Origin of the sequence: Alkalibacillus aidingensis (genome assembly GCF_014595945.1) — a bacterium.
GTDB lineage: Bacteria > Bacillota > Bacilli > Bacillales > Alkalibacillaceae > Alkalibacillus > Alkalibacillus aidingensis.
This window is the reverse complement of record NZ_JABXWU010000003.1, coordinates 115,825-139,376: the sequence shown is the minus strand read 5'-3', so window position 1 is coordinate 139,376 and position 23,552 is coordinate 115,825. Positions and strand designations below refer to the sequence as shown.

Annotated in this window: 25 protein-coding genes; 8 read left to right on the top strand and 17 right to left on the bottom strand. The window is 36.6% G+C overall.

Features of this window, described 5'->3' with window-relative positions; all coding sequences use genetic code 11:
- Positions 1–120: 120 nt before the first annotated feature.
- The 3 genes from HWQ49_RS07905 to HWQ49_RS07895 form a co-directional block, all read right to left on the bottom strand.
- Complete coding sequence (locus HWQ49_RS07905; RefSeq protein WP_188207064.1) at positions 121–978, bottom strand: YitT family protein; 858 nt, start codon at positions 976–978, stop codon at positions 121–123.
- A 215-nt stretch (positions 979–1,193) separates the two neighbouring features.
- The gene (locus HWQ49_RS07900) at positions 1,194–2,417 is read right to left on the bottom strand and encodes an ABC transporter permease (RefSeq protein ID WP_188207063.1); all 1,224 of its coding nucleotides are present in this window, start codon (positions 2,415–2,417) and stop codon (positions 1,194–1,196) included.
- Between the two features lies 1 nt (position 2,418).
- The gene (locus HWQ49_RS07895; protein ID WP_188207062.1) at positions 2,419–3,156 is read right to left on the bottom strand and encodes an ABC transporter ATP-binding protein; all 738 of its coding nucleotides are present in this window, start codon (positions 3,154–3,156) and stop codon (positions 2,419–2,421) included.
- Between the two features lie 145 nt (positions 3,157–3,301).
- Between HWQ49_RS07895 and HWQ49_RS07890 the strand changes: the two genes are divergently transcribed.
- Positions 3,302–3,721 (top strand): HIT family protein, encoded by a 420-nt coding sequence (locus tag HWQ49_RS07890; RefSeq protein WP_188207061.1) that lies wholly within the window; start codon positions 3,302–3,304, stop codon positions 3,719–3,721.
- An 85-nt stretch (positions 3,722–3,806) separates the two neighbouring features.
- Entirely contained in the window at positions 3,807–4,175 is a 369-nt protein-coding gene (locus HWQ49_RS07885; protein WP_188207060.1) for a YtxH domain-containing protein, read from the top strand.
- A 597-nt stretch (positions 4,176–4,772) separates the two neighbouring features.
- On the opposite strand, the gene HWQ49_RS07880 is transcribed toward HWQ49_RS07885, so the two are convergent.
- The 4 genes from HWQ49_RS07880 to HWQ49_RS07865 form a co-directional block, all read right to left on the bottom strand.
- Positions 4,773–5,684, bottom strand: a complete 912-nt coding sequence (locus HWQ49_RS07880) for a glycine betaine ABC transporter substrate-binding protein (RefSeq protein ID WP_188207059.1) — start codon at positions 5,682–5,684, stop codon at positions 4,773–4,775.
- A 37-nt stretch (positions 5,685–5,721) separates the two neighbouring features.
- Complete coding sequence (locus tag HWQ49_RS07875; protein WP_188207058.1) at positions 5,722–6,696, bottom strand: glycine betaine ABC transporter substrate-binding protein; 975 nt, start codon at positions 6,694–6,696, stop codon at positions 5,722–5,724.
- Positions 6,697–6,774: 78 nt separating this feature from the next.
- Entirely contained in the window at positions 6,775–7,617 is an 843-nt protein-coding gene (locus HWQ49_RS07870; protein WP_394810767.1) for an ABC transporter permease, read from the bottom strand.
- A complete protein-coding gene (locus HWQ49_RS07865; protein ID WP_188207056.1) occupies positions 7,610–8,812 on the bottom strand; it encodes a quaternary amine ABC transporter ATP-binding protein in 1,203 nt (400 codons plus the stop codon). Before HWQ49_RS07865 ends, HWQ49_RS07870 begins: the two co-directional genes overlap by 8 nt.
- Positions 8,813–9,095: 283 nt before the next feature.
- Here HWQ49_RS07865 and HWQ49_RS07860 point away from each other — a divergent pair, with 283 nt between their 5' ends.
- The 3 genes from HWQ49_RS07860 to HWQ49_RS07850 all read left to right on the top strand — a co-directional run bounded on the left by HWQ49_RS07860 (position 9,096) and on the right by HWQ49_RS07850 (position 10,944).
- On the top strand, positions 9,096–9,581 hold the full coding sequence (locus tag HWQ49_RS07860) for a GbsR/MarR family transcriptional regulator (protein ID WP_223155067.1): 486 nt from the start codon (positions 9,096–9,098) through the stop codon (positions 9,579–9,581).
- Positions 9,582–9,748: 167 nt separating this feature from the next.
- The gene (locus tag HWQ49_RS07855) at positions 9,749–10,276 is read left to right on the top strand and encodes an HTH-type transcriptional regulator Hpr (RefSeq protein ID WP_188207055.1); all 528 of its coding nucleotides are present in this window, start codon (positions 9,749–9,751) and stop codon (positions 10,274–10,276) included.
- Between the two features lie 125 nt (positions 10,277–10,401).
- A complete protein-coding gene (locus HWQ49_RS07850) occupies positions 10,402–10,944 on the top strand; it encodes a DUF3267 domain-containing protein (protein ID WP_188207054.1) in 543 nt (180 codons plus the stop codon).
- Between the two features lie 338 nt (positions 10,945–11,282).
- On the opposite strand, the gene HWQ49_RS07845 is transcribed toward HWQ49_RS07850, so the two are convergent.
- Entirely contained in the window at positions 11,283–11,375 is a 93-nt protein-coding gene (locus tag HWQ49_RS07845; protein ID WP_188207053.1) for a YjcZ family sporulation protein, read from the bottom strand.
- A 152-nt stretch (positions 11,376–11,527) separates the two neighbouring features.
- Here HWQ49_RS07845 and HWQ49_RS07840 point away from each other — a divergent pair, with 152 nt between their 5' ends.
- Entirely contained in the window at positions 11,528–12,385 is an 858-nt protein-coding gene (locus HWQ49_RS07840; RefSeq protein ID WP_188207052.1) for a peptidylprolyl isomerase, read from the top strand.
- Positions 12,386–12,537: 152 nt separating this feature from the next.
- Here HWQ49_RS07840 and yhaM read toward each other — a convergent pair whose 3' ends face one another.
- Genes yhaM through HWQ49_RS07825 form a run of 3 tightly spaced genes read right to left on the bottom strand, consistent with a single transcriptional unit; the run spans position 12,538 to position 17,721 of the window.
- Positions 12,538–13,476: a 3'-5' exoribonuclease YhaM gene (yhaM, locus tag HWQ49_RS07835; protein WP_188207051.1), complete on the bottom strand. Its 939-nt coding sequence runs from the start codon at positions 13,474–13,476 to the stop codon at positions 12,538–12,540.
- Between the two features lie 56 nt (positions 13,477–13,532).
- Positions 13,533–16,505 (bottom strand): AAA family ATPase, encoded by a 2,973-nt coding sequence (locus HWQ49_RS07830; protein WP_188207050.1) that lies wholly within the window; start codon positions 16,503–16,505, stop codon positions 13,533–13,535.
- A gap of 1 nt (position 16,506) precedes the next feature.
- Positions 16,507–17,721, bottom strand: coding sequence for a metallophosphoesterase family protein (locus HWQ49_RS07825; protein WP_188207049.1), 1,215 nt, complete (start codon positions 17,719–17,721; stop codon positions 16,507–16,509).
- Between the two features lie 162 nt (positions 17,722–17,883).
- On the opposite strand from HWQ49_RS07825, the gene HWQ49_RS07820 reads away from it, so the two are divergent.
- Positions 17,884–18,069: a YhzD family protein gene (locus tag HWQ49_RS07820; protein ID WP_188207048.1), complete on the top strand. Its 186-nt coding sequence runs from the start codon at positions 17,884–17,886 to the stop codon at positions 18,067–18,069.
- Positions 18,070–18,209: 140 nt separating this feature from the next.
- Here the strand turns inward: HWQ49_RS07820 and HWQ49_RS07815 are convergent, their stop codons facing one another.
- Together HWQ49_RS07815 and HWQ49_RS07810 are read right to left on the bottom strand one after the other, a co-directional pair.
- Positions 18,210–18,557, bottom strand: coding sequence for a YlbF family regulator (locus tag HWQ49_RS07815; protein WP_188207047.1), 348 nt, complete (start codon positions 18,555–18,557; stop codon positions 18,210–18,212).
- Between the two features lie 79 nt (positions 18,558–18,636).
- On the bottom strand, positions 18,637–19,776 hold the full coding sequence (locus HWQ49_RS07810; RefSeq protein ID WP_188207046.1) for a DUF445 domain-containing protein: 1,140 nt from the start codon (positions 19,774–19,776) through the stop codon (positions 18,637–18,639).
- Positions 19,777–19,960: 184 nt separating this feature from the next.
- Here HWQ49_RS07810 and HWQ49_RS07805 point away from each other — a divergent pair, with 184 nt between their 5' ends.
- On the top strand, positions 19,961–20,155 hold the full coding sequence (locus HWQ49_RS07805; RefSeq protein ID WP_188207045.1) for a hypothetical protein: 195 nt from the start codon (positions 19,961–19,963) through the stop codon (positions 20,153–20,155).
- Between the two features lie 167 nt (positions 20,156–20,322).
- Here HWQ49_RS07805 and HWQ49_RS07800 read toward each other — a convergent pair whose 3' ends face one another.
- The 4 genes from HWQ49_RS07800 to HWQ49_RS07785 form a co-directional block, all read right to left on the bottom strand.
- The gene (locus tag HWQ49_RS07800; RefSeq protein ID WP_188207044.1) at positions 20,323–20,526 is read right to left on the bottom strand and encodes an alpha/beta-type small acid-soluble spore protein; all 204 of its coding nucleotides are present in this window, start codon (positions 20,524–20,526) and stop codon (positions 20,323–20,325) included.
- A gap of 84 nt (positions 20,527–20,610) precedes the next feature.
- Positions 20,611–22,002: a class II fumarate hydratase gene (gene fumC / locus HWQ49_RS07795; RefSeq protein WP_188207043.1), complete on the bottom strand. Its 1,392-nt coding sequence runs from the start codon at positions 22,000–22,002 to the stop codon at positions 20,611–20,613.
- 134 nt (positions 22,003–22,136) lie between these two features.
- The gene (locus HWQ49_RS07790; protein WP_188207042.1) at positions 22,137–22,949 is read right to left on the bottom strand and encodes a M15 family metallopeptidase; all 813 of its coding nucleotides are present in this window, start codon (positions 22,947–22,949) and stop codon (positions 22,137–22,139) included.
- A gap of 121 nt (positions 22,950–23,070) precedes the next feature.
- On the bottom strand, positions 23,071–23,310 hold the full coding sequence (locus HWQ49_RS07785) for an IDEAL domain-containing protein (RefSeq protein ID WP_188207041.1): 240 nt from the start codon (positions 23,308–23,310) through the stop codon (positions 23,071–23,073).
- Positions 23,311–23,552: the final 242 nt, after the last annotated feature.

Sequence of the window (23,552 nt, the reverse complement as noted above, 5' to 3'; positions counted from 1 at the left end):
GCTTATCACTATCCATTCAACTTTTTTTCCTCTAAGTTTAGTTGCCACGCATTATATGAACTAATCTTTTTCCCATCTAACTTTCATTATAAATATTTTTATGTTACCTCAATCCTACACCTATGCAGGTTCATAAAACCCTTTCCCCAACACTTCTGCAGAATCAGTAACTATAACAAAAGCTTCAGGATCAACTTCCTTAACCGTGCGTTTTAAACCTGCCACCTCTGATTGGTTAACGACACACATTAATACAGGTCTTTCCTCATCAGTGAATCCACCTTTGGCAGTAAGTTGGGTAACTCCTCGGTCGACCTTTGTATAGATGGCCTTTTGTACTTCTTTAAACTGATTTGAAATAATTAAAGTTGTCTTCGTCTTATTAAAACCAGTCTGTACTAAGTCAATCGATTTACTTGTCATATATACACCAATTAATGCGTATAAACCTAACTCAATATCAAAAACAATAATTGCTGTTAAGACGATCATCCCATCAATTACCGCAATACTTGCACCAAGCGATAAACTTGAAAATTTATGAATGAGCTGTGCAATTAAGGCTGTGCCTCCTGTTGAAGCATCACCTAAAAATACGATTCCTAACCCAATACCGACACCCAAACCACCGAACAACGCAGCTAATAAAGGGTCAGTCACAAACGGTTCGATGTGACGGGTCAAATAGACAAAAAATGGTAAAATTAACGAACCTGCCAGTGACCTAAATGCAGAACCCTTCCCTAAAAGATAATAAGCCACTATTAATAATGGGATATTGATGGACCAAATCACATAAGCCGGTTCGAGTCCAAATAATGCTTCTGTAATCGTACTAATGCCACTAACACCACCGGCCGCTACATAATTCGGTAAAAAAAATCCATTATACACCACTGCTACGATCGCTGAGCCGATGATAATATAAATCAATTGTTCGAGATTGGATAATTCTGTCTTTCTTTTTCTCCCTACCATGTGTCATCGAACCTTTCTGTCTCTGTCATAAGCCGTGATGATTTTACCACTATATTACTGGTTTGTGAACATCAGCATATAAACGCTTTATCAGATAAAAGGGGGAGTGACCTTTCAAAAAACCGGCATTCTTTATACTGGTTATACTGGGTGTTAATTAACGTATCTAATGCGTATACTAAAGATTCCACTATAACAGCAATTCTTCCCTGTTGTTAAGTTCCAAGCTTTCTAATACGGGATTTGACGTAAAAAGCTTCAAATAATACAGCAAATGCTACTGCCAAACCTCCATATATTATAGTTCCCATCCAATCAGTAGCCACTAAAAATATTACGGCCATGATGATAATTTTCAAGAACATTAACATTAAGATCAGTTGGTGAACTGCTTTTTTCCTTAAACCTTGTGAAACGGGATATAACCTAACCCAATCGATGGTACGGTGATGATTATAAATCGTAATAAACTGAAAACCTGTTATAAATAAAAATAACATCGCGAAAATGATCTTACCCCAAAAGGCTGGGATCCAAAATACAAAAAAGATAGCTAGTAATAGCAGTCGCAAGTACATGCCAAAATAATCACCACTTCGTATAAAAGTAATGCTATATAAATAAATGAACGTCTGACTTTGTTTAGTTGGCATTCTTCTTGTAACTAAACTGACTAATCCGTGACGTTTCTTAGGTTTTCTTTTCAAATCAGGAACATCTGTTGATAAATTGGCAATTCGATAGAAAAACTGCAATCTGGCATCTTCTTTTTCAATCAAATCATCCCAAGGAAGGCTGTACTTTGTGTAGACATTCCAATAGTTTAAGAACATCACACCCACAATTAGGGCAACAGCCACAATCGCATAGGCAGGTTGTCCTATCGCTAAGAAAAATACCAAAAACACATTGATCACAAAGCGAACACCGATATCTAAGTAGTGTAAGCGTGTATCTCTCGTCTTGCCAATAAACCAAGTTGCTAGTAAATTGCCAACCTTTACGGCTAAGGCTACGATTAATACAACTAATAGATATAAAGCAGCAACTTGTTCATAAACGGTAAAGTATAGTGGCGATAGTGCAAATAGGAAAATCGCAACCCAGTAACTTTGCATCACAAAACTATAAATCACACTGTTTCGAATATAAGGCTTTAAACGATTCTCGACCGTTAATAAAAATACGGTATCTGCTTCTTTGAAAAATGTTCTAACCGGGCTATAAGTTAACAACGATCCAATCAAGACCGCCATAATCCAGGCAACAGGAAACGTATTTGGCACCGTCTCCAACCACTGCTGATAAAAGAATGCAAACGCTGCGACAAAAAAGATCAGCGCAAAGGCTAAATGGTCATTGAATATAAGTCGCATATAACGACTGACCATTTTTAAATGATTATTTAATCGATCCTTCCATAACTGATTCGTATCCATGTTACGCATCGTCCTTTGTTAGTTGTACATATATATCATCTAAACTAGCGCCCGGCATGCTAAACTCTTTTCGTAAATGCTCCAACGTCCCAAATGCTCGAATGTTCCCATGATGAATGATCACAAACCTGTCACAATACCTCTCAGCAGTCGCTAAGATATGAGTGGACATCAACACTCCTGCACCCTGCTCTTTCATTTCATTCATCGTATCTAAATAAGACTGAATTCCCAATGGATCCAAGCCAACGAATGGTTCATCTACAATGTATAAGGATGGCTTGACTAAAAATGCACACATGATCATTACTTTCTGACGCATCCCTTTTGAAAAATGAACCGGAAACCACTTACGTTTTTTATCTAAGTGAAACTCTTTTAACAAAAAGTCTGTTCGTTCTTGATAAGTTTTATCATCTAATCCATAAGCCATTGCCGTTAACCTTAAATGCTCTTCTAAAGTTAGCTCTTCGTATAACATCGGCATCTCAGGAATATAGGCAAACTCACGCCGATACTTTTCTAAATCATCAATAATACTTTGTCCATTAATATGAACCGAACCACTCTTCGGGTTCATTAAACCAATAATATGTTTAATTGTCGTACTCTTACCTGCTCCATTCAACCCAATCAGACCAACAACTTCACCTTGCTTAACATCAAAAGAGATGCCATGCAAAACATTTTGCTGTGTATAACCACCGACTAGGTCTTTAATAGTTAACAACTCGCTCATCATATCCCTCTTTTCAATCTAAACACTCTCTAGTTATCATACCAAAAAATTCATGAGAATTAATAGCTTAGACCTTTTATTCTTACATTCGACAAAGTATTGCGTTACAATAGCAATATATAGAAATCGTTAAGGAGGATGTTCAATGTCAGATTGTATTTTTTGTAAAATTATTGATGGAGAAATCCCTTCAGCAAAAGTCTACGAGGATGAAGATGTCTACGCCTTTTTAGACATTAGTCAGGTAACTGAAGGACATACACTTGTCATCCCTAAAAAGCATTGCCAAGATGTATTTGAATTAGACGAGGATACAGCAGCTAAACTATTTAAAGCAGTACCTAAAATATCAAACGGAATTAGATCCGCTTATGAGCCAAAGGGAATGAACCTCCTTAATAATAATGGTTCTTTTGCAGATCAAAGTGTTTTTCATATTCATTTACATCTCATCCCACGCTATGATGAGAAGGATGGCTTTAAATCTCAATGGGAAGTACATGGTGATGAATATACTCCTGAAAAACTACAAGAAGTTGCTCAAAAAATTTCCGAACAAATCTAAATCACTGCAGTAAACTTACAATTGCACTAAACATCACAGCATAAAAAAGGTATAATAAAAGTAGAACGTGAAAGGAGTTTTGACTATGGCTAATGGAAAATCATTACTACTAGGAGCACTGTTCGGTGGCATTGTCGGTGCCTCTGTTTCCTTACTGACCACACCAACTTCAGGGGAAGAGATGCGCAGCAGAGTTAAAGAACAAAGTGAACGATTACGTGAAATTACACAAGAAATTAAAGAAAACGGTTTAGACTTAAGAAATCAACTGTCTCAAACGTCTAAAGAAGGCGCAGCACTTCTAAGAGACCTTTCTCAAGATATCAAAACTTCCGTTGAAAGCTGGAAAGAAACTGTCGAACCACATCAAGAAAACCTACAAGAACACCTTCGTCAAATTGAAGAAGGAATAAGAGAACTAGAAGATAAAATTAAAGAGCAAAATTATAACTAAACAGTACTTTCACCCGAGCATTGACGGGTGAAAGTTTTTTTATGTATAAATTTTTTCTAGAATTGATTTTTAAAATTCACAACTAACGGTTCACCAGGAATGACCACGAGATTTTTATGGAATAGGTGGATTTATTGATGAATGCGTGGGTTTAATGATGAATAGCTGATTTAATTGATGAATGCGTGGATTTAATGATGAATAGCTGATTTAATTGATGAATAGAGTCCTGTAATGATTGAATACTTGTTATTTATTGATGAATCGAAGCAATTACTTTGGAATCACCTACATTAATTACTGAATTCTTACCTTTTATGATGAAATCAAATTCAATTGGGACGTCGGGAGATTTTTTCGACCCTCAACAGGCTTAATCCGACTGCCAGATCCTCTTGTCCGACCTTCATCACGCTACGTCCGACCGTCAATCCCTCTCGTCCGACTCTCACCACGATCCGTCCGACCGTCAGCACACTTTATCCGACCCTCACACCCTATCGTCCGACCGTCAGCACACTTTATCCGGCGTTCACACCTTTTCAAAGAAAAAATCCTACTGAAAGTCGCAAAGACCTCCAGTAGGATAAAAATAGCTTATTCAGCTGGTTCTAAATCTTCAATGGAATCCAGGTCCATATAGCTTGGTACAACAAGTCCGATTTTAGCGCCTTCTAAGTTAGCGCCTAAATCAACTACATCGTCTTCTACACTTTCATAGAAGTCGGCATGAGTAAATGGCAACCAAGCTGCTACAGTCGCATCAGCATCATCATTAGCGATTGATTCGAAAACAACTGCAACATCAACAGGTGTAACCTCGACATCGAAGCCGTGATCTTCTAATACAGCGGCTAAAACACCGGAAGATGCACGTTCAGAATCCCATGGTGTTGAAACTAATTCAACTGATTCACCATTACCTTCTGCTACACCATCAGTCCACTCCGACACTTTATCTTGGTTATCTTCAACCCATTGTCTAGCAACATCGTCAATGTCCTCGTCATTTTCATTGGCGTCATACATGATTTCTTCCATGTCTTCAACATCCCAATAGAACTGATCGATTAATTTAAATGCCTCAGGGTTATCCTCCTCAAAGCCTTGACGAGCTAAAGTTTGAATGTTTTCTGCCTCGCCATAAATCCCTTGAGGGTCATCTAAGTATTTTAAATCCGGGAACTGAGCAAATTTCCAGTGTGGATTCCAACCCGTAACGATGATTGGTTCCTCATTAGCAATAGCTCCTTCTAGCTCTGTAACCATAGCAGCTGTAGAAGATTGCTCCAACTCCCAACCACTTAGATTCTCATATTCCTCAATTGCTTTTTCTGTAGTGACAGTAATACCAGCACCTGGTTCAATTCCAATGATTTCATAACCAACTGCTTCACTATAATTGACGTCGTCATTAACGTCACCATTATCAGTATCATCAGTACCACATGCTGCTAAGACTAGCACTGAAGTTAATACTAATAATAAAAGATTTTTTTTTGATTTCATGTTTTTAGATTCACCTCTAAAAGTCTGATAATAAAAATTATTGAACGTCAGTCCACTCTTCAACTAAGTCTTGATTGTTTTCAACAAAGTTAGCTGCTGCTTCTTCTGGGTCAACACCCTCGTTGATTTCTGACATTACAGAGTTAAATTCTTCCTCTTCCCAGTAGAAGTTATCTAGAACTTGGTATGCTCCTGGAAGATCTTCTTCTAGGCCTTCACGAACCATTGTGTCAATTGTTTCTGCTTCACCAAATGATAATTCAGGATCTTCTAGGTACTTAAGGTCATACTCAGCAAATTTCCAGTGTGGAGACCAACCAGTTACAACGATTGGCTCTTCGTTGTCAATAGCTGACCCTAAAGCAGTCGCCATTGCACCAGAAGATGATGTTTCAACTGTCCAGCCTTCTAAGTTAGAGTATGTTTCAGTTGCATCCTCAGCCGCTTGAACCACACCAGCACCTGGCTCGATACCTGTGATGTTTTCGCCAAGTTCATCAGCATATTGATCTAATTCCTCAATTGAATCAACATCCATGTACTCAGGTACGACTAAACCAATTTTCGCACCTTCAAAGTTAGGACCTAATTCAACTAAGTCATCTTTATGCTCTTCATAAAGATCGCCGTGAGTTGCTGGTAACCAAGCAGCTACCATTCCATCAGACTCACCACTAGCTACTGATTGCCACATAATCGCATTATCAAGTGGTGTAACTTCAACGTCATAACCTAGGTCTGATAATACATGACCAATAACGTGAGTAGAAGCTACTTCTGTATCCCACTCAACATATACTAATTCAATTTCACCTTCATGCACAATTTCGTCTGAAGATTCGTCTTCTGCGCCTTCTTCTTCGTCAGTGCCTTCTTCTTCTGTTGTTTCCTCTTCATCATTTACATCTTCGCCGTTTGCATCTCCTTCATCATCGGCACCACATGCTGCGATGACTAGAACTAATGCTAATACAGCAAATAAAGCAAAACGTTTCCATGTACCTTGTAACATGTAAACAACTCCCCTTTACTTATAATTTTTATATGGATCTTCCCCCCTCATATTTGAAGAGGGAAGTAATTCCCTAACTTAGTGCTTTTCTTTATTTAAGTTTTGTGTGAAACGGTCAATAATAATCGCTAAAATAACAATCGCAAAACCAGCTACGAAACCAGGACCCGCATCGGCACGCTGAAGTGCTGACAATACGTCACGTCCTAAACCTGGTGCACCGATCATTGACGCAATAACAACCATTGATAACGATAGCATAACCGTTTGGTTAACACCAGCCATAATTGTTCGCTTGGCCATAGGTAACTCGACTTTAAATAGCTTCTGACTACCAGTTGTACCAAATGCATCAGATGCTTCAACTAATTCTGTAGAAACTTGGCGAATACCTAAGTTTGTAAAACGAACAACTGGTGGTGTTGCGAAAATAAATGAGGCGAACACACCAGGAACCATACCGATTCCAAAGAATGCAACTGCTGGAATCAAGTAAACAAATGCTGGCATAGTCTGCATAAAGTCTAATACAGGTGTAATGATATTTTCGGCAATTCTGCTCTTAGACATTAATATACCCACTGGAATACCTACAATTACAGAAATCAAACTTGCATAAAAGACAAGAGTAAAAGTAGATACTAATTGATCCCATAAACCTTGGTTTTCGATAAATAATAAACCAATAATGCTAAATGCTGCTAAGCCAAATTTCTTTCCACTTAGGAAAAACGCTACAATAGCTACAATTAATATGAAAATAATTGGTGGTACCATAGCTAAATATTCCGCAGAATAATCTAATACAGCACCTAACCCTGATTTAATCGGGTTAAATAACCAACTAAATACTTCAGTAATTTGATCAACTGTCCAATCTATTCCGTCTGCCATTGGAATTTGTGGTAGATTATCAAGCATCGTCTCCATTCACCCCATTTCCATTTCCATCAGCAAGTGCTGCAATCACTGCACCACGTACAATAATTCCTCTTAATTTCCCTTCTTCTGTAACAGCCACTGGAACTGGAGCATCATGAATAACATTAAAAATATCCTGAATGCTTGTATCCAAATCAACTGTTGGCATATCTGTTTTAATAATCGATTCTAAACTAGAAATACCTTCCTCACGTGCGGATCTCGCATCGTCTGCTGTTACATAACCTTTAAGATTACGAGAGCGATCCGTAACATAAATAGTAGATAAACCTTGTTCACGCATTCTTTCTAAAGCAACACGTGGACCATGTTTATGAAAATCAACTGTTTCTGGACGTTTCATAATCTTATCAGCAGTCAATACCTTCGAACGATCAACGTCTTCAACGAACTTCTCAACATAATCGTTTGCAGGGTTAATTAAAATTTCCTCTGGTGTACCAATTTGAACGATAGATCCATCTTTCATTAACGCAATACGATCACCAATTCTAAGCGCCTCGTCTAAATCGTGCGTAATAAAGATAATCGTCTTCTGCATCTTTTCTTGTAGATCTAACAGCTCATCTTGCATATCTTTACGAATTAATGGGTCTAACGCAGAGAATGCTTCGTCCATTAGTAGAACTTCAGGGTCATTAGCTAAAGCACGTGCTAGACCAACACGTTGCTGCATACCACCTGATAGCTGATTAGGATACTGTTGCATAAAGCTTCCTAATCCTACAAGCTCTAGAGCATCTTGAGCCTTTTCCGATCTTTCTTCCTTATCAATACCTTGGATCTCTAAACCGAACTCTGTATTCTCAAGAACTGTTCGGAAAGGAAATAATGCGAATTTCTGGAATACCATACTCATTTTAGTACGGCGAACTTCACGTAAATCTTCCTTATTCATAGTAGCTAAGTTATCACCATCGATCTCAACGTTACCTTCTGTTGGTTCAATCAGACGGTTCAATAAGCGAACCAATGTGGATTTACCACTTCCTGATAGACCCATAATAACGAAAACTTCTCCTTCTTTTACTTCGAAGTTGGCACGGTTAACACCGACAGTACAGCCAGTTTTTTCCAGAACTTCTTCTTTAGAATATCCTTCATCAAGTAATGATGTTGCCTCTTTTGTTCGTTTACCGAAAATCTTCGATAAATTCTCTACCTTAATAGGCAATGGTCTACACCTCTTTCCTCTTTCCAACTATTATTTTCAATACAGCTTGTAAACTTTTTGTAACAATCACCCTTATAACTATATTAGTTTATCCAGTAAAACTCAAAGTACGTATAAAGTTATATACTTTTATATAGTCCGTAAAGTTCAAACTGTACAAACTTATTAGATAAAAAATCGACAATTGCTCTATTTATCTAGCAAATGCTACCTAAAACCACAGTTTGTTTTTTCTCTGAACTGGTGTAGATTGTTACGTAGATGTCCTTAAGGAGGCTCATTTATGCAGACAGATGAAAACCGAGAAACACTAGATCACTTTCATTACCAGATGATTAGTGAGTTTTCCAAAACCCTCGAGATGTTCTCTTTAAATACGACAGAATCACAATTATTCGTTATTTTGTATTTGAGTAACCAACCGATGACTCTTGATGATATGAAGAATGCTTTAGGAAAAAGTAAAACTGCGATGAGTAATTCTATTCGAACCCTACTTGATTATAATTTAGTAGAACGTGTTTGGATCAAAGGGGTTCGAAAAGATTTATATCAAGCAGAGAAAGATTTATATGGTAAGTTTATGAAGGCATATGTCAATCGCTGGCTTGATGCAATTGATCGGCAAAAATCAAATCTAAAACAAATTGAAAATGATATGAAAACCAATCAAATCCTAAGCAGTAAACAGACCGAGTATAAACTACATGAGGCAATTAAGTTTCACAATTTGTTGGAGGAAGCTTTTGTTGAATTAAATAAGAAATAACGAATACATTAAAAGATTTGTAGAAATTACTGATTTTCTACAAATCTTTTTTTATGATTATGTTAAACTATTAAATATAGGTAAAAAGACGGATTAGTTAAGTAACTGATGAATTAATCATATATAATTTTTATTCATAAAATACTTTAACAAAGGGGACATTTATTGTGAGTAACGAATCTTATTCACTGCAGGAAGCCATACTGTATTCACACAAAATGGCACAGTTGTCCAAAGCCATTTGGAAACAAATCGAAAAAGATTGGCAAAAATGGGTTAAACCTTTTAATTTAAACCTTAACGAACACCATATCTTGTGGATTTGTTATCACCTGAATGGAGCTAGCATTTCAGAAATCTCTAAGTTTGGGATCATGCATGTATCGACTGCCTTTAATTTCTCGAAAAAGTTAGAGGAACGAGGTTTACTATCCTTTTCAAAAAGGGAAGAAGATAAGCGAAACACTTACGTTGAATTAACTGATGCAGGTATGAAGCTGTTTGAAGAAACCATGGAAGCACATGCTAATGCAACAGTGAAAAATACCGTTATGCAAGCCTCATTACCATTAAAAGATTTATATGGTAGTTTCCCAGAGTTTCAGGACCTTGAAGCCATTGTAAAAGAAATCTACGGTAACGAATATTTGGAGATTCTCGATCGCTCCATTGCGAGTATTCGTAAGGAATATTAAATATTATTGATTATTTTTAAGAAAAGGGTTGAATTTTTGTTTCGTAAAGCGTATTATTCCTTCTGAGACAGCATAATTAATAATAGTTGTCCAATAATATGCAACGAAAAGGAGGCCCTAGTAATATGACTTGCTGGAGAACCATAAACATTAATAAAGAGGTTGGTCAAAATAGGTTGACCATTCTATCAATCTTTCTTGGGATTATCTCATTTATCATTCTTTTTATTCCGTTTTCGATTATCCATCAAAATGTAACCTTACATGAACCAGCGCTGTGGCAAGTATTACTAGGTGTTGTCGTCCTACCCATCTTGCATAAATTAGCGCATGCATTTCCAATTACATTTACGGATAAAGAGCTTGAATTAAAATGGCGTTTAAAGTTTAAGTATATCCCCTATTTAAAAATTAAAATTAAATCTAGTTTATCGAAACGTACATCAATCATTATGATGTTAGCGCCAAGTGTATTTATTTCATTACCGTTACTGTTAGGTGCTCTTCTATTCCCGATGTTTTATCCAATCTTAATCGTTTTTGCATCTATTCATATCGGCATTTCGCTATCAGATTGGTTAATTCTATCATTCTTCGTAAAGGCGCCTAAGAAATGTATCGTCGAAAAATCTAAGAACAACTATGATATATTAGTACAATCTCCTTAACCGTGTTATAATGTAGATAATTAGGAGGGGGAAACATTTTGTTATTGTTTTACGTACCATTTGCCATATTCATTTTGTATTCTTTCAACTCAATGACAAAGAAATTCTGTACCAAATCAGAAATGTCATCAGAAAAAAGTAACAAGGTATATCGTACCATCAACATTTCAATGTTAATTCTGCTCATTTCATCTTATTATGAAGTGAATTATCTATAGATTGAATACACGCTTTCATAGGTTAGAGTTTTATGAACCTGACCTATAAGCCATAATTATTAAAAGGGTTGCTCCGAACTTAATCGGAACAACCCTTTTTCTTTCCTAACGATTCGGATTTTAGAACCAAGCAGCTCCAACAATGATTAATAAAATAAACAGCACGACGATTAACGCAAAACCGCCGCCGTATCCTCCTCTACCGTAGCTCACTTAATTCACCTCCTAATGACATAACTACGATATCTTATGTGAGAGATATCGTCTTTGTTTAGGCACATATCAAATGTTTAGTGTAAGTTATTTAAAATTTGTGATATATTATTTCTTGTAGACAAATGACAGACTTTAGGGGGAGCATAAAAATGAATAAAGTAATACTCATGATTTGTACAAGCATTGTCTTAGTTTTATCTGCATGTTCATCTGACCAAGATGAGACGGTTGTGGAAACCAATGTAGGTGATATTACTAAAGATGAGTTCTATGAGGAATTAAAAGACAGATATGGTGAAAGCGTTCTAAGAGAAATGACAACACGCATGGTGCTCGAGAATAATTATGACGTATCAGAAGAAGAGTTAGAAGCAGAAATAGATGAGTTTAAAGAACAATTAGGATCACAGTTTGATCAATTCATCATGCAACAAGGTTTCTCTAATGAAGAAGAATTTCGTGAGGCTCTGTATATTAGTCAGCTTGAATTTTTAGCCGCAACAGAAGACTTTGAAGTGACTGATGAAGAAGTTAAACAACGATATGAAAACATGCAAGAAGAAGTACAAGCCAGACATATTCTTGTTAACGATGAAGAAACAGCACAAGAAGTCTTAGACCTTTACCATGAGGGAGAAGATTTTGAAGAACTGGCCGAACAGTTTTCTACAGACGGTTCAGCACAATCAGGTGGTGACCTTGGCTTCTTCACTGGAGGAGATATGGTTTTCCCATTTGAAAAAGTAGCTTTTTCACTAGAAATAGGTGAAGTTAGTGATCCTGTTGAAACTCAATACGGTTGGCATGTCATCTTAGTTGAAGATCGACGTGATTTAGATGTAGAGTTAGAACCATTAGATGAAATGGAAGATCAAATTCGTGATGAATTATTAGCTAGTCAAGTTGACCCTAACGAATTACAAAACATTCTTAATCAAGTCATAAATGACGCAGATGTTGATATTAAAGACGAGGAGTTAGAACACATTTTTAATACTGAATTCTAAGGTACACTTGATCATGCATAAGTTTTATTGATAGGCTCCCCATCTAAGTAAGCTGGTTTAGAAACAAAAACAGCTACTTAGAGGGGAGCTTTTATTATTTTCCCACTTCTAAAATGTAGATCTATACTAAACCTGGTGGTATCCATATTTAACTATATAGTCGGTTTATAAAATGAACGATTTTCTAATGGGAAGATCCTCTCAGTAAATTCACCTGGTTCTACTTTCTCAAGTGCACGATTTAGCATGTTCATCTTTGCATCAATCATGTCGATTTGATGTAAAATCTCGGCTTCACGAATAATTGGTGCTTTGGGACTTCCCCACTCAGCCTTACCATGATGGCTTAAAACAAGGTGCTGTAACAATAAGACCTCTTCACCTTCAATGCCTAATTCGTTAGCAGCTAAAGAGATTTCATCAACCATCATCGTAATATGTCCAAGCATCTTGCCTTCCAACGTATAAGTTGGTGCAGCTGGACTTGATAACTCCTTCACCTTTCCAATATCATGTAGAATAATACCAGCATATAATAAGTCCGAATTTACTTCAGGATATAAATCTTTAAGTTGTCTAGCTATTCTTAACATACTAATAATATGATGAAGTAACCCTGAGACATACTCATGATGATTTTTAGTTGCTGCTGGATAAGTAAACAGTCGCTCACTGTGTGTCTTCATAATAAATCGAACAATACGTTGGATATTTGGATTTTCGATCGTAAAGATCATTTGCGTTAATTCTTCCTTTAAATCTTCAAGAGCTATTGGTGCCTTTTCCACAAAATCCTCAATTTTAACTGGATCGGTTGGGTTTGCCAAGCGGATTTGTCGAACATTTAATTGGTTTTTTCCACGAAATTGTCTGATTTCCCCCTGGATGTGGACGATTGCTTCACTGGTAAATGCTTCTTCATCCTCCTTGGTTGAATCCCATAGTTTAGCTTCAATTTCGCCAGATAAATCACGGAAAATAATCGTTAAAAACGGTTTTCCGGAGCTAGTTACCCCCTTATTAACCGATTTGATCAATAGAAATCCTTCAAAAATTTCCCCAACGTCTAGAGTCGCAACTCCTTCATTCATCGCTTATCTCCCCTTTTTAACTATAACTTTTATACTTTCGGTCAATTAAACAATAATTACAACTGAGCTTTGCCGTACTCTTCGATTGGAACTACATTTATAGTCGATTCTGTAAATGGATAGCTTTCGCAAGAAAAATAAATTAGCTGCTGCTCTTTTGCCTTTTCTAATAATTCATCAATCATAAGGCTTTTTCTCATATCATCAAAGTGAACAAAGGCATCATCTAATATAAACGGAAAACCTGTCGTATGAGTTAGTGCTTCATTCAAAGCAAGCCGTAAAGAAACGTATAATTGATCGGCAGTTCCTTCTGATAGCTGCTTAACATCAAACCATTCACCGTTAGACTGACAAACCCTTAAAGACTGCTCTTTTGAAAAACCTACTTCAACATATCGACCTCTAGTTACATTATGAAAGACTTTCCTTGTATACTCTAATACGGCTGGTAAATACTCATATTGATAGCGAGCTTTCGTATCCTGTAGTACTCCCTTCGCTGTTTGATACACAGCCCATTCTTTAGCTAAACTCATAATCTCACCTTCAAGCACCGCTTGATCATGTATTAGATTAGACAATCTCCCATCCTCTTCTAACTGTTTAATAGTTGCCGTTAAATCTGCCTGGACTTGACGCTTATTTTCTAATTGGTCTAAAACTCCTATACGATTATCTTCATCTTGACGTAAACGTTGTTCAATTTCAATCCAATCATATGATTTTTTGAGCACGTGATCAGTCTGTTCATTAAAGATTTCATTTACCACCTGATAATGCTGCTGCTTGGCACGATCTTTTTCTTGGTAAGTCTCAAAGTCTACAATCGCTTGGCGTAAAATTTCCTCATTTTCGAAATTAGTCTCTTGTAGAAGTTGATTTAAATCTTGCTCATAAGGCTCATACGCTAGTTTCAATTCCTTTAATTCTTGTTCTAGTTGCTGACGCCACTGATTTTGATGGTATTGTTTTTCCGCTAAGTCTCTTTCATATTTAATATAATGTCGTACCATTTCAATGGATACTTTACTTCTATAGAGTTCACCTTCAGATACATAATAGCTAAGAAATCGTTTCAGCTGATCTTCTAAATGATCACTCACACGTTCAACCTCAGCAATTTCGACTTCAATATCACTGATTTTTGCCATATAGTTCTGTGCATCAACTAATAATTGGTATATATCACTCCACTGATCAAGATCAAAGGATTCCAAGAACGGAAATTGTTGCACTTCACTGACTCGTTCTGTTTCGAGTTGATCTAATTTTTCTTCGAGTCGAAGTCGCTCAGCTTCATTTTCTCTTAAATCTGCATGAAGGTAATCCATTTTCATTTTCAATTCATTTAACTGCTGTTGATCTTGTTGTTCTTTCTCTAATAGCCGTTCAATTTCCATTACCTTCCTAGTTAAATCCTCTTCCTCTTTATAATAATCAGACGTTTTCTTTAGTTTGTTGAGTTCCTTTTTTATTGAGCGTGATTGAAAGTGAAATAAAATAAACGCCAATAACCCGCCTCCCATTAAACCACTTAGCCAAAGGTAATCACTAGAAGAACCCGAACTAACGTATAAGACATAAATGGTTATTGCTACGATTGAAAGGGTGCTAATTCCCCATTTCAGGTTAGACATCCAATGATTTAAGCGAGATAATTGCTTTTGTTGAGCTTCAGACTGCGATTGCATTTGTTTTTCTAAAGACTGTCTTGCTTGTCTCTGCTTTAACTGTTCAAGTTGATCTGTTAAAGTTATTCGCCGTTCCTCAGATAACATTTGCTGTTCCATTGAGGTCTGTTTCTCACTAAGTTCCTGGAGTTCCGTCAATTTAACTCGTTTTTTACTCTGAAGCTCACTTAATTTTTCAGCATTTGCTTTTATTTCTTGAGCTAGCCTCTGCCAAGATTGCTTCGTATATTGGCTTAACTCTAAAGCAGATAATTCGTCCTTATTGGTATAAAGGTTCGTATCCTTAAGTTGTTCGTCTAATGAATTTTGCAACTTTTTTAATTGTTCATTTAGTTCACGGTTCCGTTCGTACTGCCTTTCTAAATCAAATACCCACTGCTCAACTTCATCTAACGAGAAAGGAAGGACCTCTTGTTTTGATGCCTTTCTTAAATCTTCTTCCTCTTGTTTGACATGATCGAGCTTTGAAATAAGGACCCTAGCTTTCTCATCAAACTCCTGTCGCATTTCTTTGACTTCTTGGTATCGTTCGATCATGGCTTCTGTTAAATGTGATTCCGTCAATAATTCGTTCATTTCATGAGATAATTGCTGGAATTGAACTATAGAGGATTTAGCTTGAAGTAAAAGTTGAGCGTTTCGAATGCTTGTGTCGAGCCTTTTTTCTTCTTCTTTTAATAGCACCATTTCTCTCTCTAGACGTTTAACATCTTGATACAAGCCGTGATGTTGCTTTTCTCGTTGATCCACTCGTTCAATTTCTTCAGTTAAACTTTTTAGTTCATTCAGTTTTTCGTTAATCGGTGGCTTACGACCTTGTTTTTTAAATAAACCTTCACTTTTCTTGGTTAATTCCTTCTCGATAGCGACAACTTGATCAGAACCTGTCAAACCCAGATTAAATAAAACTTTACCAATATCGTCAGAATGTTTATGACGAATCGCGTGCAAATCACGATCCTGAAATGAAAAAATCGCTTCAAATAAAAATAAATCAATATGCTGTAATACCTGATTGATTGCCTTATCATCCACTGGCTCACCCTGATAATAAGCGATCCGTTTGCCACGATTATGGTGTGCGAAGCGTTCGATCACCCAGTCCTCTCCATCCTTTTCAATGACGACTCGACCACCGATTTGTCCATCTATTTTAGAACGGTATTGTTCACGATTTTGCGCAGACAATCCAAATAATACATAAGTAATAAACATTCGAAGCGACGATTTCCCTGATTCGTTAGCTCCATAAATGTAATTGAAGCCATCAGTCAGCTCAATAGTTTGTTGATGCCATTTTCCAAATGCAACAATTTCTAATCGTTTAAAATGCAATTCAATCACGACCACCTTTTAACAACTTTTGCATAACTAGTTGTTCAGCTTCTTCTTTAATTTCCTCAATCGATTGTTGATCAAAAACCCTCATGTGTTGGCGGAAGGTACGATTATTGAGCAAGTCCTGTAAATACCCCTCAATGTCAGCTTCATCAATCATCTGAATCACTTCACTAGCAAATCGGTTTGACTTTTTCAGCTGTTCACGATCATAGTTAACTCTATACTCAAACTTAACCCCTTGAAACCAGACCCAAATTTGCTCTGTTGCTTCATCCTCATTTAATATGGTCACTAACTCTTTAACATGCTTCATTTCGAAATTTATTTCAACAGTTACTCTTACAATGACTTTTTCTCCATAACTTCTAACATCTGCCTTATATTGTTTTAACCGTTCTAGAAGCTCTTCACCACTCGTACAACCCAAAAATTCTAAAGTATCTTCTCTAAAACGGATGGACTGTAAAGACTGAAAAGATAAATCCTGTGATGCATCGCTAAGTTCAACTAGATAACATCCTTTATCACCGGTCTCCTTCATATGTCTTCCTTGAATATTACCTGGATAAACAACTAAAGGATGCTTAGATAAGATCGATCGTTGATGAATGTGTCCTAAAGCCCAATAGTCGAATGATTTTTCCTTAAGTTCTTGTAATAAAAAGGGAGCATAATGGTCATGCTCCTCATTAGACTGCAGACTCCCGTGTAAGGTTGCTATATGAAAACCAGATTCTTGCTTAGGTAGATATTCACGAACCTTGTTTTCCGTTACCGCTCTTCTTTGATAGCTAAATCCATAAATATGTGCAACTGCTTCCCCACCCTTTTGGTAGGTAAAAGCTGTCACTTCCTCTGAAGGAAATATGTATGTGCGTTCTGGTAATGATAAATCAACCTTCTCTAACATTTGATAATCGTGATTGCCAAAGCTAATATATACATTAATTTCGTGGTCATTCAGTTGTTTTAATCCTTCTTTTAGATGGACTAATGACTTTAACGAAACCGATTGTTGATCAAAAACATCGCCAACAATCAAGACAAAATCAACATGCTCAGAAATAGCCAAGTCCACTAGTCGATCAAACGCCTGGAATGTACTATTTTTAATATCGTGTAATATATGATCGGGTAAATCGTGTAACCCTTTATACGGACTATCCAAATGTAAATCAGCACAATGTAAAAAACGCACCGACTGTCTCATCATTAGTTCCTCCATTCAAACCTTTGACTTTATTTTACCAAAAACAATTAACGAATGCACGTTCGGTTCTGAAGAAAATAATAACGTCAGACCATTTACAAAACTCTCTAAAATCCATATAGTTAAAAGTAAGAAGCTTGGATTTATTAAGGGGGATGAGAGATGAAGACTTTCTACTTAACTGTTTATGCTAAATCAGGTGAAAACCTATTAGATGAACCTTTCGAGGCAAACCATGATCAAGAAGCTAAAGAAATTGGACAGGAAAAATTAAAACAACATCAATATGAAGAAACAACTCACCGCTGTGTAGCTCCAGACGGGCGATTAGTTTTATTTCATCGCTAACCAACAACTTACTTCAGAGGGTACTTTCTTAAGCTAAGCTCATACCAGGCGAGATTAAAACGTCTCGCTTGGATTCCACAAATATAAAAATAAAAAAGTACACCATTTATCCAATGATGTACTCATTCATCTAAATTAACTTATTGATCTTCTCCGTATAGCTCTTCAAGTGGCTTCGTAATAATCTTACTAATATCACCAATTGCTGTGTTTAGGCGTTGCTCTTCTTCCATTAATTTAGAAATGTCTTCGTTTTGTTGTACAAGATCAACAACTTGCTTGGCTTTATTAACTTCCTCTTCAGTAATCTCTTCACCTTGCATTTGCTTCTGCTGAAGGTTTAATTGAGTATCACGGAAGTTATCAAACATTTGCTTTGTTGATGGATCATTCATAACCTTTTCATACGCATTTTTTAATGCTTGGAATTCATCGCTTTCGCGAAGTCCTTTCTCTAAATCATAAGCTAAGTCGTAAATATTTGGCACAATATACCTCCTAATAATCTTTCACATATTCTTTTCTACTGTATCAAAGAATGTACAGACTGTATAGTAAAAATACATACTAGCTAATAAAAATCACTATAACACCTTGGATTAAACCAATAGTCCCACCTAAAACAGCTCCCAAATAAGTGATCATAGTGAACTCGCGCTTCGTTATTTCTAGTACCATTTTCTCTAGTCGAACGACATCAAATTGATCGACTTCTTTCTGAACCATTTCAGATACCCCCAGAGTTTTCATCAATGTTTCCACTTGTTGAGACAATTGATGAAATAGTTGATTGGTCAATTTTGGGGTGATCTGTTCTTTAAATAGGCTTTCCCATTTTTGTAACTTAGCTGAGAGTGGTTGTTGTACATGCTCGCTGATATTCATTTCATCAATCATATATGTAGCCACCCGTTTTTCCAATAAATCGTCAAAGAATCTTTCGCGAATTATCGATATTTCAGTTTCTTGCCACTTATTCCATTCATTTCGAATTAAATTTTCAACAGTTGTCTGCGTTTGTCCAGAACGGATATATTGATTAACGGCAGGTGTAATCTTGTCTATCAATCCCTCCTCACCTAAAAAGGAGGAGACCATGTTCCCTAAAAATCCTTGTGTAGCTAGAAATTTTGATGCTGCCTCTGACAATTCCCTTTGTCCTTGTGCACTGTTAATGTATTGGTCAACCTTAGATAATATATACGAGGCAACGTCAGGAATTTGCTGATCGGTTGAATGTTTAAGGTCCTCTGGTAAGACCTCCGATAATTTAGCCGATTGATGACTGTGATAAATTTTTACCAGTTCTTGCTCAACTAAAGAAGTTGCATGAGCTTCTAACTGTTCGATGGTTAAATCTGAGTTGAACTCTTGTAAAAGAGCGAAAACAGTTCGGCCGTCCTCATAAAGAAACCGTTCAACTCGTTGATTGACTAATTCAACAATTTTCTGTTTAAATTCACTATTTTCTAATTTGTCACGAATGGCTTGGGCTGTGACTAAATGATTCGTCACTAACTTCCCTAACTGCTCGGCTAGTTCACCTTGTCGTTTCGGGATTAAACCTGGTGTGAAAGGTAGCTTCAATTTATTTAAATAGATAGGGCGATATGGTCTAAACAACATTTTAATGGCTAAGAAGTTCGTCATCCCACCAATAACAGCACCTATCCCAATCATTAACAAGATTATTAATAAATATTCCAAGTTAAAGCCCCCTTTTGTCTTTAGTGAACCATTATCAAGATATCATATTATCTCCAAATCATCGACAGATCATACCCATATACAATTACTTCAATGTATGATTCCAGTAAACGCGTTGCAAAATATAGATTGTAGGAACTCACTATTTAGAGACTTGAAAGCATCGAAAGGAGGATTAATCATCATGAATGATTCAAGAGATCGCAAAGACAGTCGAAGTGAGTATGATTTAGATGTTGATCGTATGATTAATGAAGGATTAGCAGGTGGACACGTAAATCCAAAAGACGAGCAAGTGCAAATCGAGGAATTACATGACATAAGGGAAAATGATGAACCTTTTCCAGAGGCAAAAACAAATAATGAGACGTCAAAATAAAAATATGAGGGGCTTCCTCTCATATTTTTATTTTCAAATCAATACTTACTCAAGCAGTGAAACTCCCTTACTAACAACAAAGAGGAGGCCCTATTAAGACCCCCTCTTAGAATTCAATTTAAATTTTAAAGTCTCACAATAAATAATTAATCTTGTCAATTAACTACTTATTGACCACCCATTTGTTGCTCCGCCATCTGTACTAAACGTTTTGTGATTTCACCACCAACTGAACCGTTAGCACGTGAAGTTGAATCTGCTCCAAGCTGTACACCAAATTCTTGAGCAATCTCTGCTTTCATTTGGTCTAAAGCTAGAGAAGCACCAGGAACTACTAACTGATTTGAATTAGAATTATTGTTTTGTGCCATAATCTAATGTCACCTCCTGTGTAATTATATTGTGGACAAGAAGTGAATTTATATAAGGAAAAATCATCGGTAAATTATGGTTCTTTATTTGGCATTAGGTTTTGTCATTTCTTTTGGAACAACTAACTTGTCGAACTCTTCACCTGAGAGAACGCCTGTTTCAACAGCCGATTCACGTAACGTTTGATTATTTTCGTGTGCATATTTAGCAATTTTAGCTGCATTTTCATATCCGATATGAGGATTTAATGCTGTAACGAGCATCAATGAATCATTTAAATATTTTTCAATCTTCTCTTCATCAGGTTCTAAACCTGCTAGCGAACGCTCATCAAATGACTTAATACTATCACCAAGAAGCTGGCAGGATTGCAAGAAGTTATAGGCAATCATTGGTTTAAAAACGTTTAACTCAAAGTTTCCCTGGCTTGCTGCAAATCCAATCGCTGCATCATTACCCATCACATGTGCAGCTACCATAGTAATCGCTTCGCTTTGTGTTGGGTTCACTTTACCTGGCATAATCGAACTACCTGGTTCGTTAGCTGGAATAGTGATTTCACCTATACCACAACGAGGACCACTCGCTAACCAACGTACGTCATTAGCAATCTTCATCACATCTGCTGCTAAAGCTTTCAAAGCACCATGTGTATGAACTAATTCATCATGACTAGTTAACGCATGGAATTTATTCGGAGCTGAAATAAAAGTGCCATTTGTCTCTTCATTGATTTTTTGAGCCACGGTTTCAGCAAAGTCAGGATGAGCGTTAATTCCTGTACCTACTGCCGTACCACCTAAAGCAATCTCGCGAACATATTTTAACGAATCATCAATCATGGATTCGGTTTTCTCTAACATACGATGCCAGCCACTAATTTCTTGGCCTAATGTCAGTGGTGTTGCATCCTGTAAGTGAGTACGACCAATTTTAACCACATCTTGATAAGCGTCTGCTTTTTCCTTTAACGTTTGTTTCATCTGCTTAAGCGCAGGTAACAAGTGATCTTCTACCTTCTTAACAGCCGCAATATGTAAAGCAGTTGGATAAGTGTCGTTTGAGCTTTGTGACTTATTTACATCATCATTTGGATGAAGACTTACTTCTTTTTCTTGCGCTTCTAACCACTCATTACCAACATAAGCAAGTACTTCGTTCATATTCATATTTGATTGTGTACCACTACCTGTTTGCCAAACAACCAATGGGAAATGATCAAATAATTCTCCAGCTAACACACGATCAGCTGCATGTCCAATGGCATCAGCTTTATCTTTTTCTAAAAGACCTAATGACTCATTAGCACGTGCTGCACTCTTTTTCAAAATCGCAAAGCCTTCAATAATTTCCTTTGGCATCGTTTCATTACCGATTGGGAAGTTTTGCAGGCTACGCTGGGTCTGTGCTCCCCAATATTTGTCGTTTGGTACTTTCATTTCACCTAATGTATCGCGTTCAATACGATAATCCATATTCATATCCTCCTTCATTTATCCAATGAAACTTTTCAAACCACTTCTTATTATAATAATAATCACCAAGATTTTAAACGAATAGCCTAAAAAAAGACCTAAAGCTTTCTATCCTTAGGTCCTTAAATCTTATATTATTCAACCATTCCAAAGTATTCCTCAACCGTTAGGCCCGATTCATAAATTGCCGTAGCTAAGTTATCACCAAAATAACGTAAATGCCACGGTTCATAATTATAACCGGTAATATGACTCTTTCCTTCTGGATAACGGATAATAAATCCATACTCATGACCATGTTCAGCTACCCATTGACCTTCAGCTGTATCACTTAAATCTTCCGTCAAACTATAGCCTAATGATTCTGTAGATATATCCATTGCTAATCCTGTTTGGTGTTCACTATGTCCAGGAACAGCTGAATATTGCTCAGCATACTCTCGTCCATTATTACTTACATGCATCGCAAACACAGCTTCTTGAGTCCCGTAAGAACGATACCCTGAAATCGCTACTAGATCATGTCCTTCTTCACTAGCTGCCTGAAATAATTCTTCCAATGCATGCGCAGCTTCCTCACGCATATATTTACGCTCTTCATTCGTTGCATGAAAATCTACATTTGGCTGAATTAAGTCAGGAGGTTCATAGCCATCAGGTAATTTTCGCTCCTTATTCACAATCACATCAATCGCATCTGGATCAGAAACTGTTATGGCTTCATTTTCATCTGTCTCTGGTTTTTGTGAATCTTCTTCTTGTCCATTAGGATCAGTCTGATTAGGATCTTCTTGCTCATGAATGACAATATGACCCTTAGGTTGTAGTTCTAAATCAGCTGAATGGGCTGTTTGGCCTGAACCTAATTCAACGTCATCCTGTTGACATGCGAATAATATGGTTGCTAACATCATGAAAATCGTAGTTGCTAAAACTTTTCGTATCATCATAATCCCCATTCTATAAGTTGTTTATATATAATTTAACATGATTTCCACCTTAATGTCTCTATTCTACTTAAATTGATCTTACTCATAAAAATGCTGCCATTCACGGCAGCATTTAAAATCATACTATATATTTAGAATACTGTTTACTTAGACGATCAAAATCATCAATATTTTGTTGATCAATGGCTTCATTAATTTTATCTTCTAATACTTGTTTGTTCCATTTAAACATGATCTCATCTAAAATCAAACGCGACGTCAATTTAAACTCGTAAGGAACATCTCTTCTTGCTTTTATAACAATGCTTTTCGGAAAGCGATACTTCACTAATACATAAGAGGTTACTTGTTTTTTCATCATCCCTTCCCCCTTACTCCTTTTTTCCATTATCCTAAATTTCACAGGCAATTGCAATAATTTTCTGAAACCTTACTTATTTTTATTCAAGTAGTCTTCTTATGTGTTTGCTTAATTACAGAAAACTCGGTAATTATGCAAAAGTCACCCCTCTTTGAAATAGGTACCAAGAAAAAAGGAGCCATCTCTTGTAGAGACAGCTCCTTTTTTCCTCTGTTGGGAGAGAGGTGTATATGAAAATC

Excerpts from the sequence above, each read along its gene's own strand:
- HWQ49_RS07870 (WP_394810767.1), bottom strand. The coding sequence starts at position 7,617 with ATGCTTGATAATCTACCACAAATTCCAATGGCAGACGGAATAGATTGG.
- HWQ49_RS07860 (WP_223155067.1), top strand. The coding sequence starts at position 9,096 with ATGCAGACAGATGAAAACCGAGAAACACTAGATCACTTTCATTACCAG.
- HWQ49_RS07900 (WP_188207063.1), bottom strand. The coding sequence starts at position 2,417 with ATGGATACGAATCAGTTATGGAAGGATCGATTAAATAATCATTTAAAA.
- fumC (WP_188207043.1), bottom strand. The coding sequence starts at position 22,002 with ATGGATTATCGTATTGAACGCGATACATTAGGTGAAATGAAAGTACCA.
- yhaM (WP_188207051.1), bottom strand. The coding sequence starts at position 13,476 with ATGAATGAAGGAGTTGCGACTCTAGACGTTGGGGAAATTTTTGAAGGA.
- HWQ49_RS07850 (WP_188207054.1), top strand. The coding sequence starts at position 10,402 with ATGACTTGCTGGAGAACCATAAACATTAATAAAGAGGTTGGTCAAAAT.
- HWQ49_RS07885 (WP_188207060.1), top strand. The coding sequence starts at position 3,807 with ATGGCTAATGGAAAATCATTACTACTAGGAGCACTGTTCGGTGGCATT.
- HWQ49_RS07880 (WP_188207059.1), bottom strand. The coding sequence starts at position 5,684 with ATGAAATCAAAAAAAAATCTTTTATTATTAGTATTAACTTCAGTGCTA.
- HWQ49_RS07785 (WP_188207041.1), bottom strand. The coding sequence starts at position 23,310 with ATGAAAAAACAAGTAACCTCTTATGTATTAGTGAAGTATCGCTTTCCG.
- HWQ49_RS07905 (WP_188207064.1), bottom strand. The coding sequence starts at position 978 with ATGGTAGGGAGAAAAAGAAAGACAGAATTATCCAATCTCGAACAATTG.
- HWQ49_RS07805 (WP_188207045.1), top strand. The coding sequence starts at position 19,961 with ATGAATGATTCAAGAGATCGCAAAGACAGTCGAAGTGAGTATGATTTA.
- HWQ49_RS07790 (WP_188207042.1), bottom strand. The coding sequence starts at position 22,949 with ATGATACGAAAAGTTTTAGCAACTACGATTTTCATGATGTTAGCAACC.
- HWQ49_RS07820 (WP_188207048.1), top strand. The coding sequence starts at position 17,884 with ATGAAGACTTTCTACTTAACTGTTTATGCTAAATCAGGTGAAAACCTA.
- HWQ49_RS07890 (WP_188207061.1), top strand. The coding sequence starts at position 3,302 with ATGTCAGATTGTATTTTTTGTAAAATTATTGATGGAGAAATCCCTTCA.
- HWQ49_RS07895 (WP_188207062.1), bottom strand. The coding sequence starts at position 3,156 with ATGAGCGAGTTGTTAACTATTAAAGACCTAGTCGGTGGTTATACACAG.
- HWQ49_RS07825 (WP_188207049.1), bottom strand. The coding sequence starts at position 17,721 with ATGAGACAGTCGGTGCGTTTTTTACATTGTGCTGATTTACATTTGGAT.
- HWQ49_RS07875 (WP_188207058.1), bottom strand. The coding sequence starts at position 6,696 with ATGTTACAAGGTACATGGAAACGTTTTGCTTTATTTGCTGTATTAGCA.
- HWQ49_RS07800 (WP_188207044.1), bottom strand. The coding sequence starts at position 20,526 with ATGGCACAAAACAATAATTCTAATTCAAATCAGTTAGTAGTTCCTGGT.
- HWQ49_RS07840 (WP_188207052.1), top strand. The coding sequence starts at position 11,528 with ATGAATAAAGTAATACTCATGATTTGTACAAGCATTGTCTTAGTTTTA.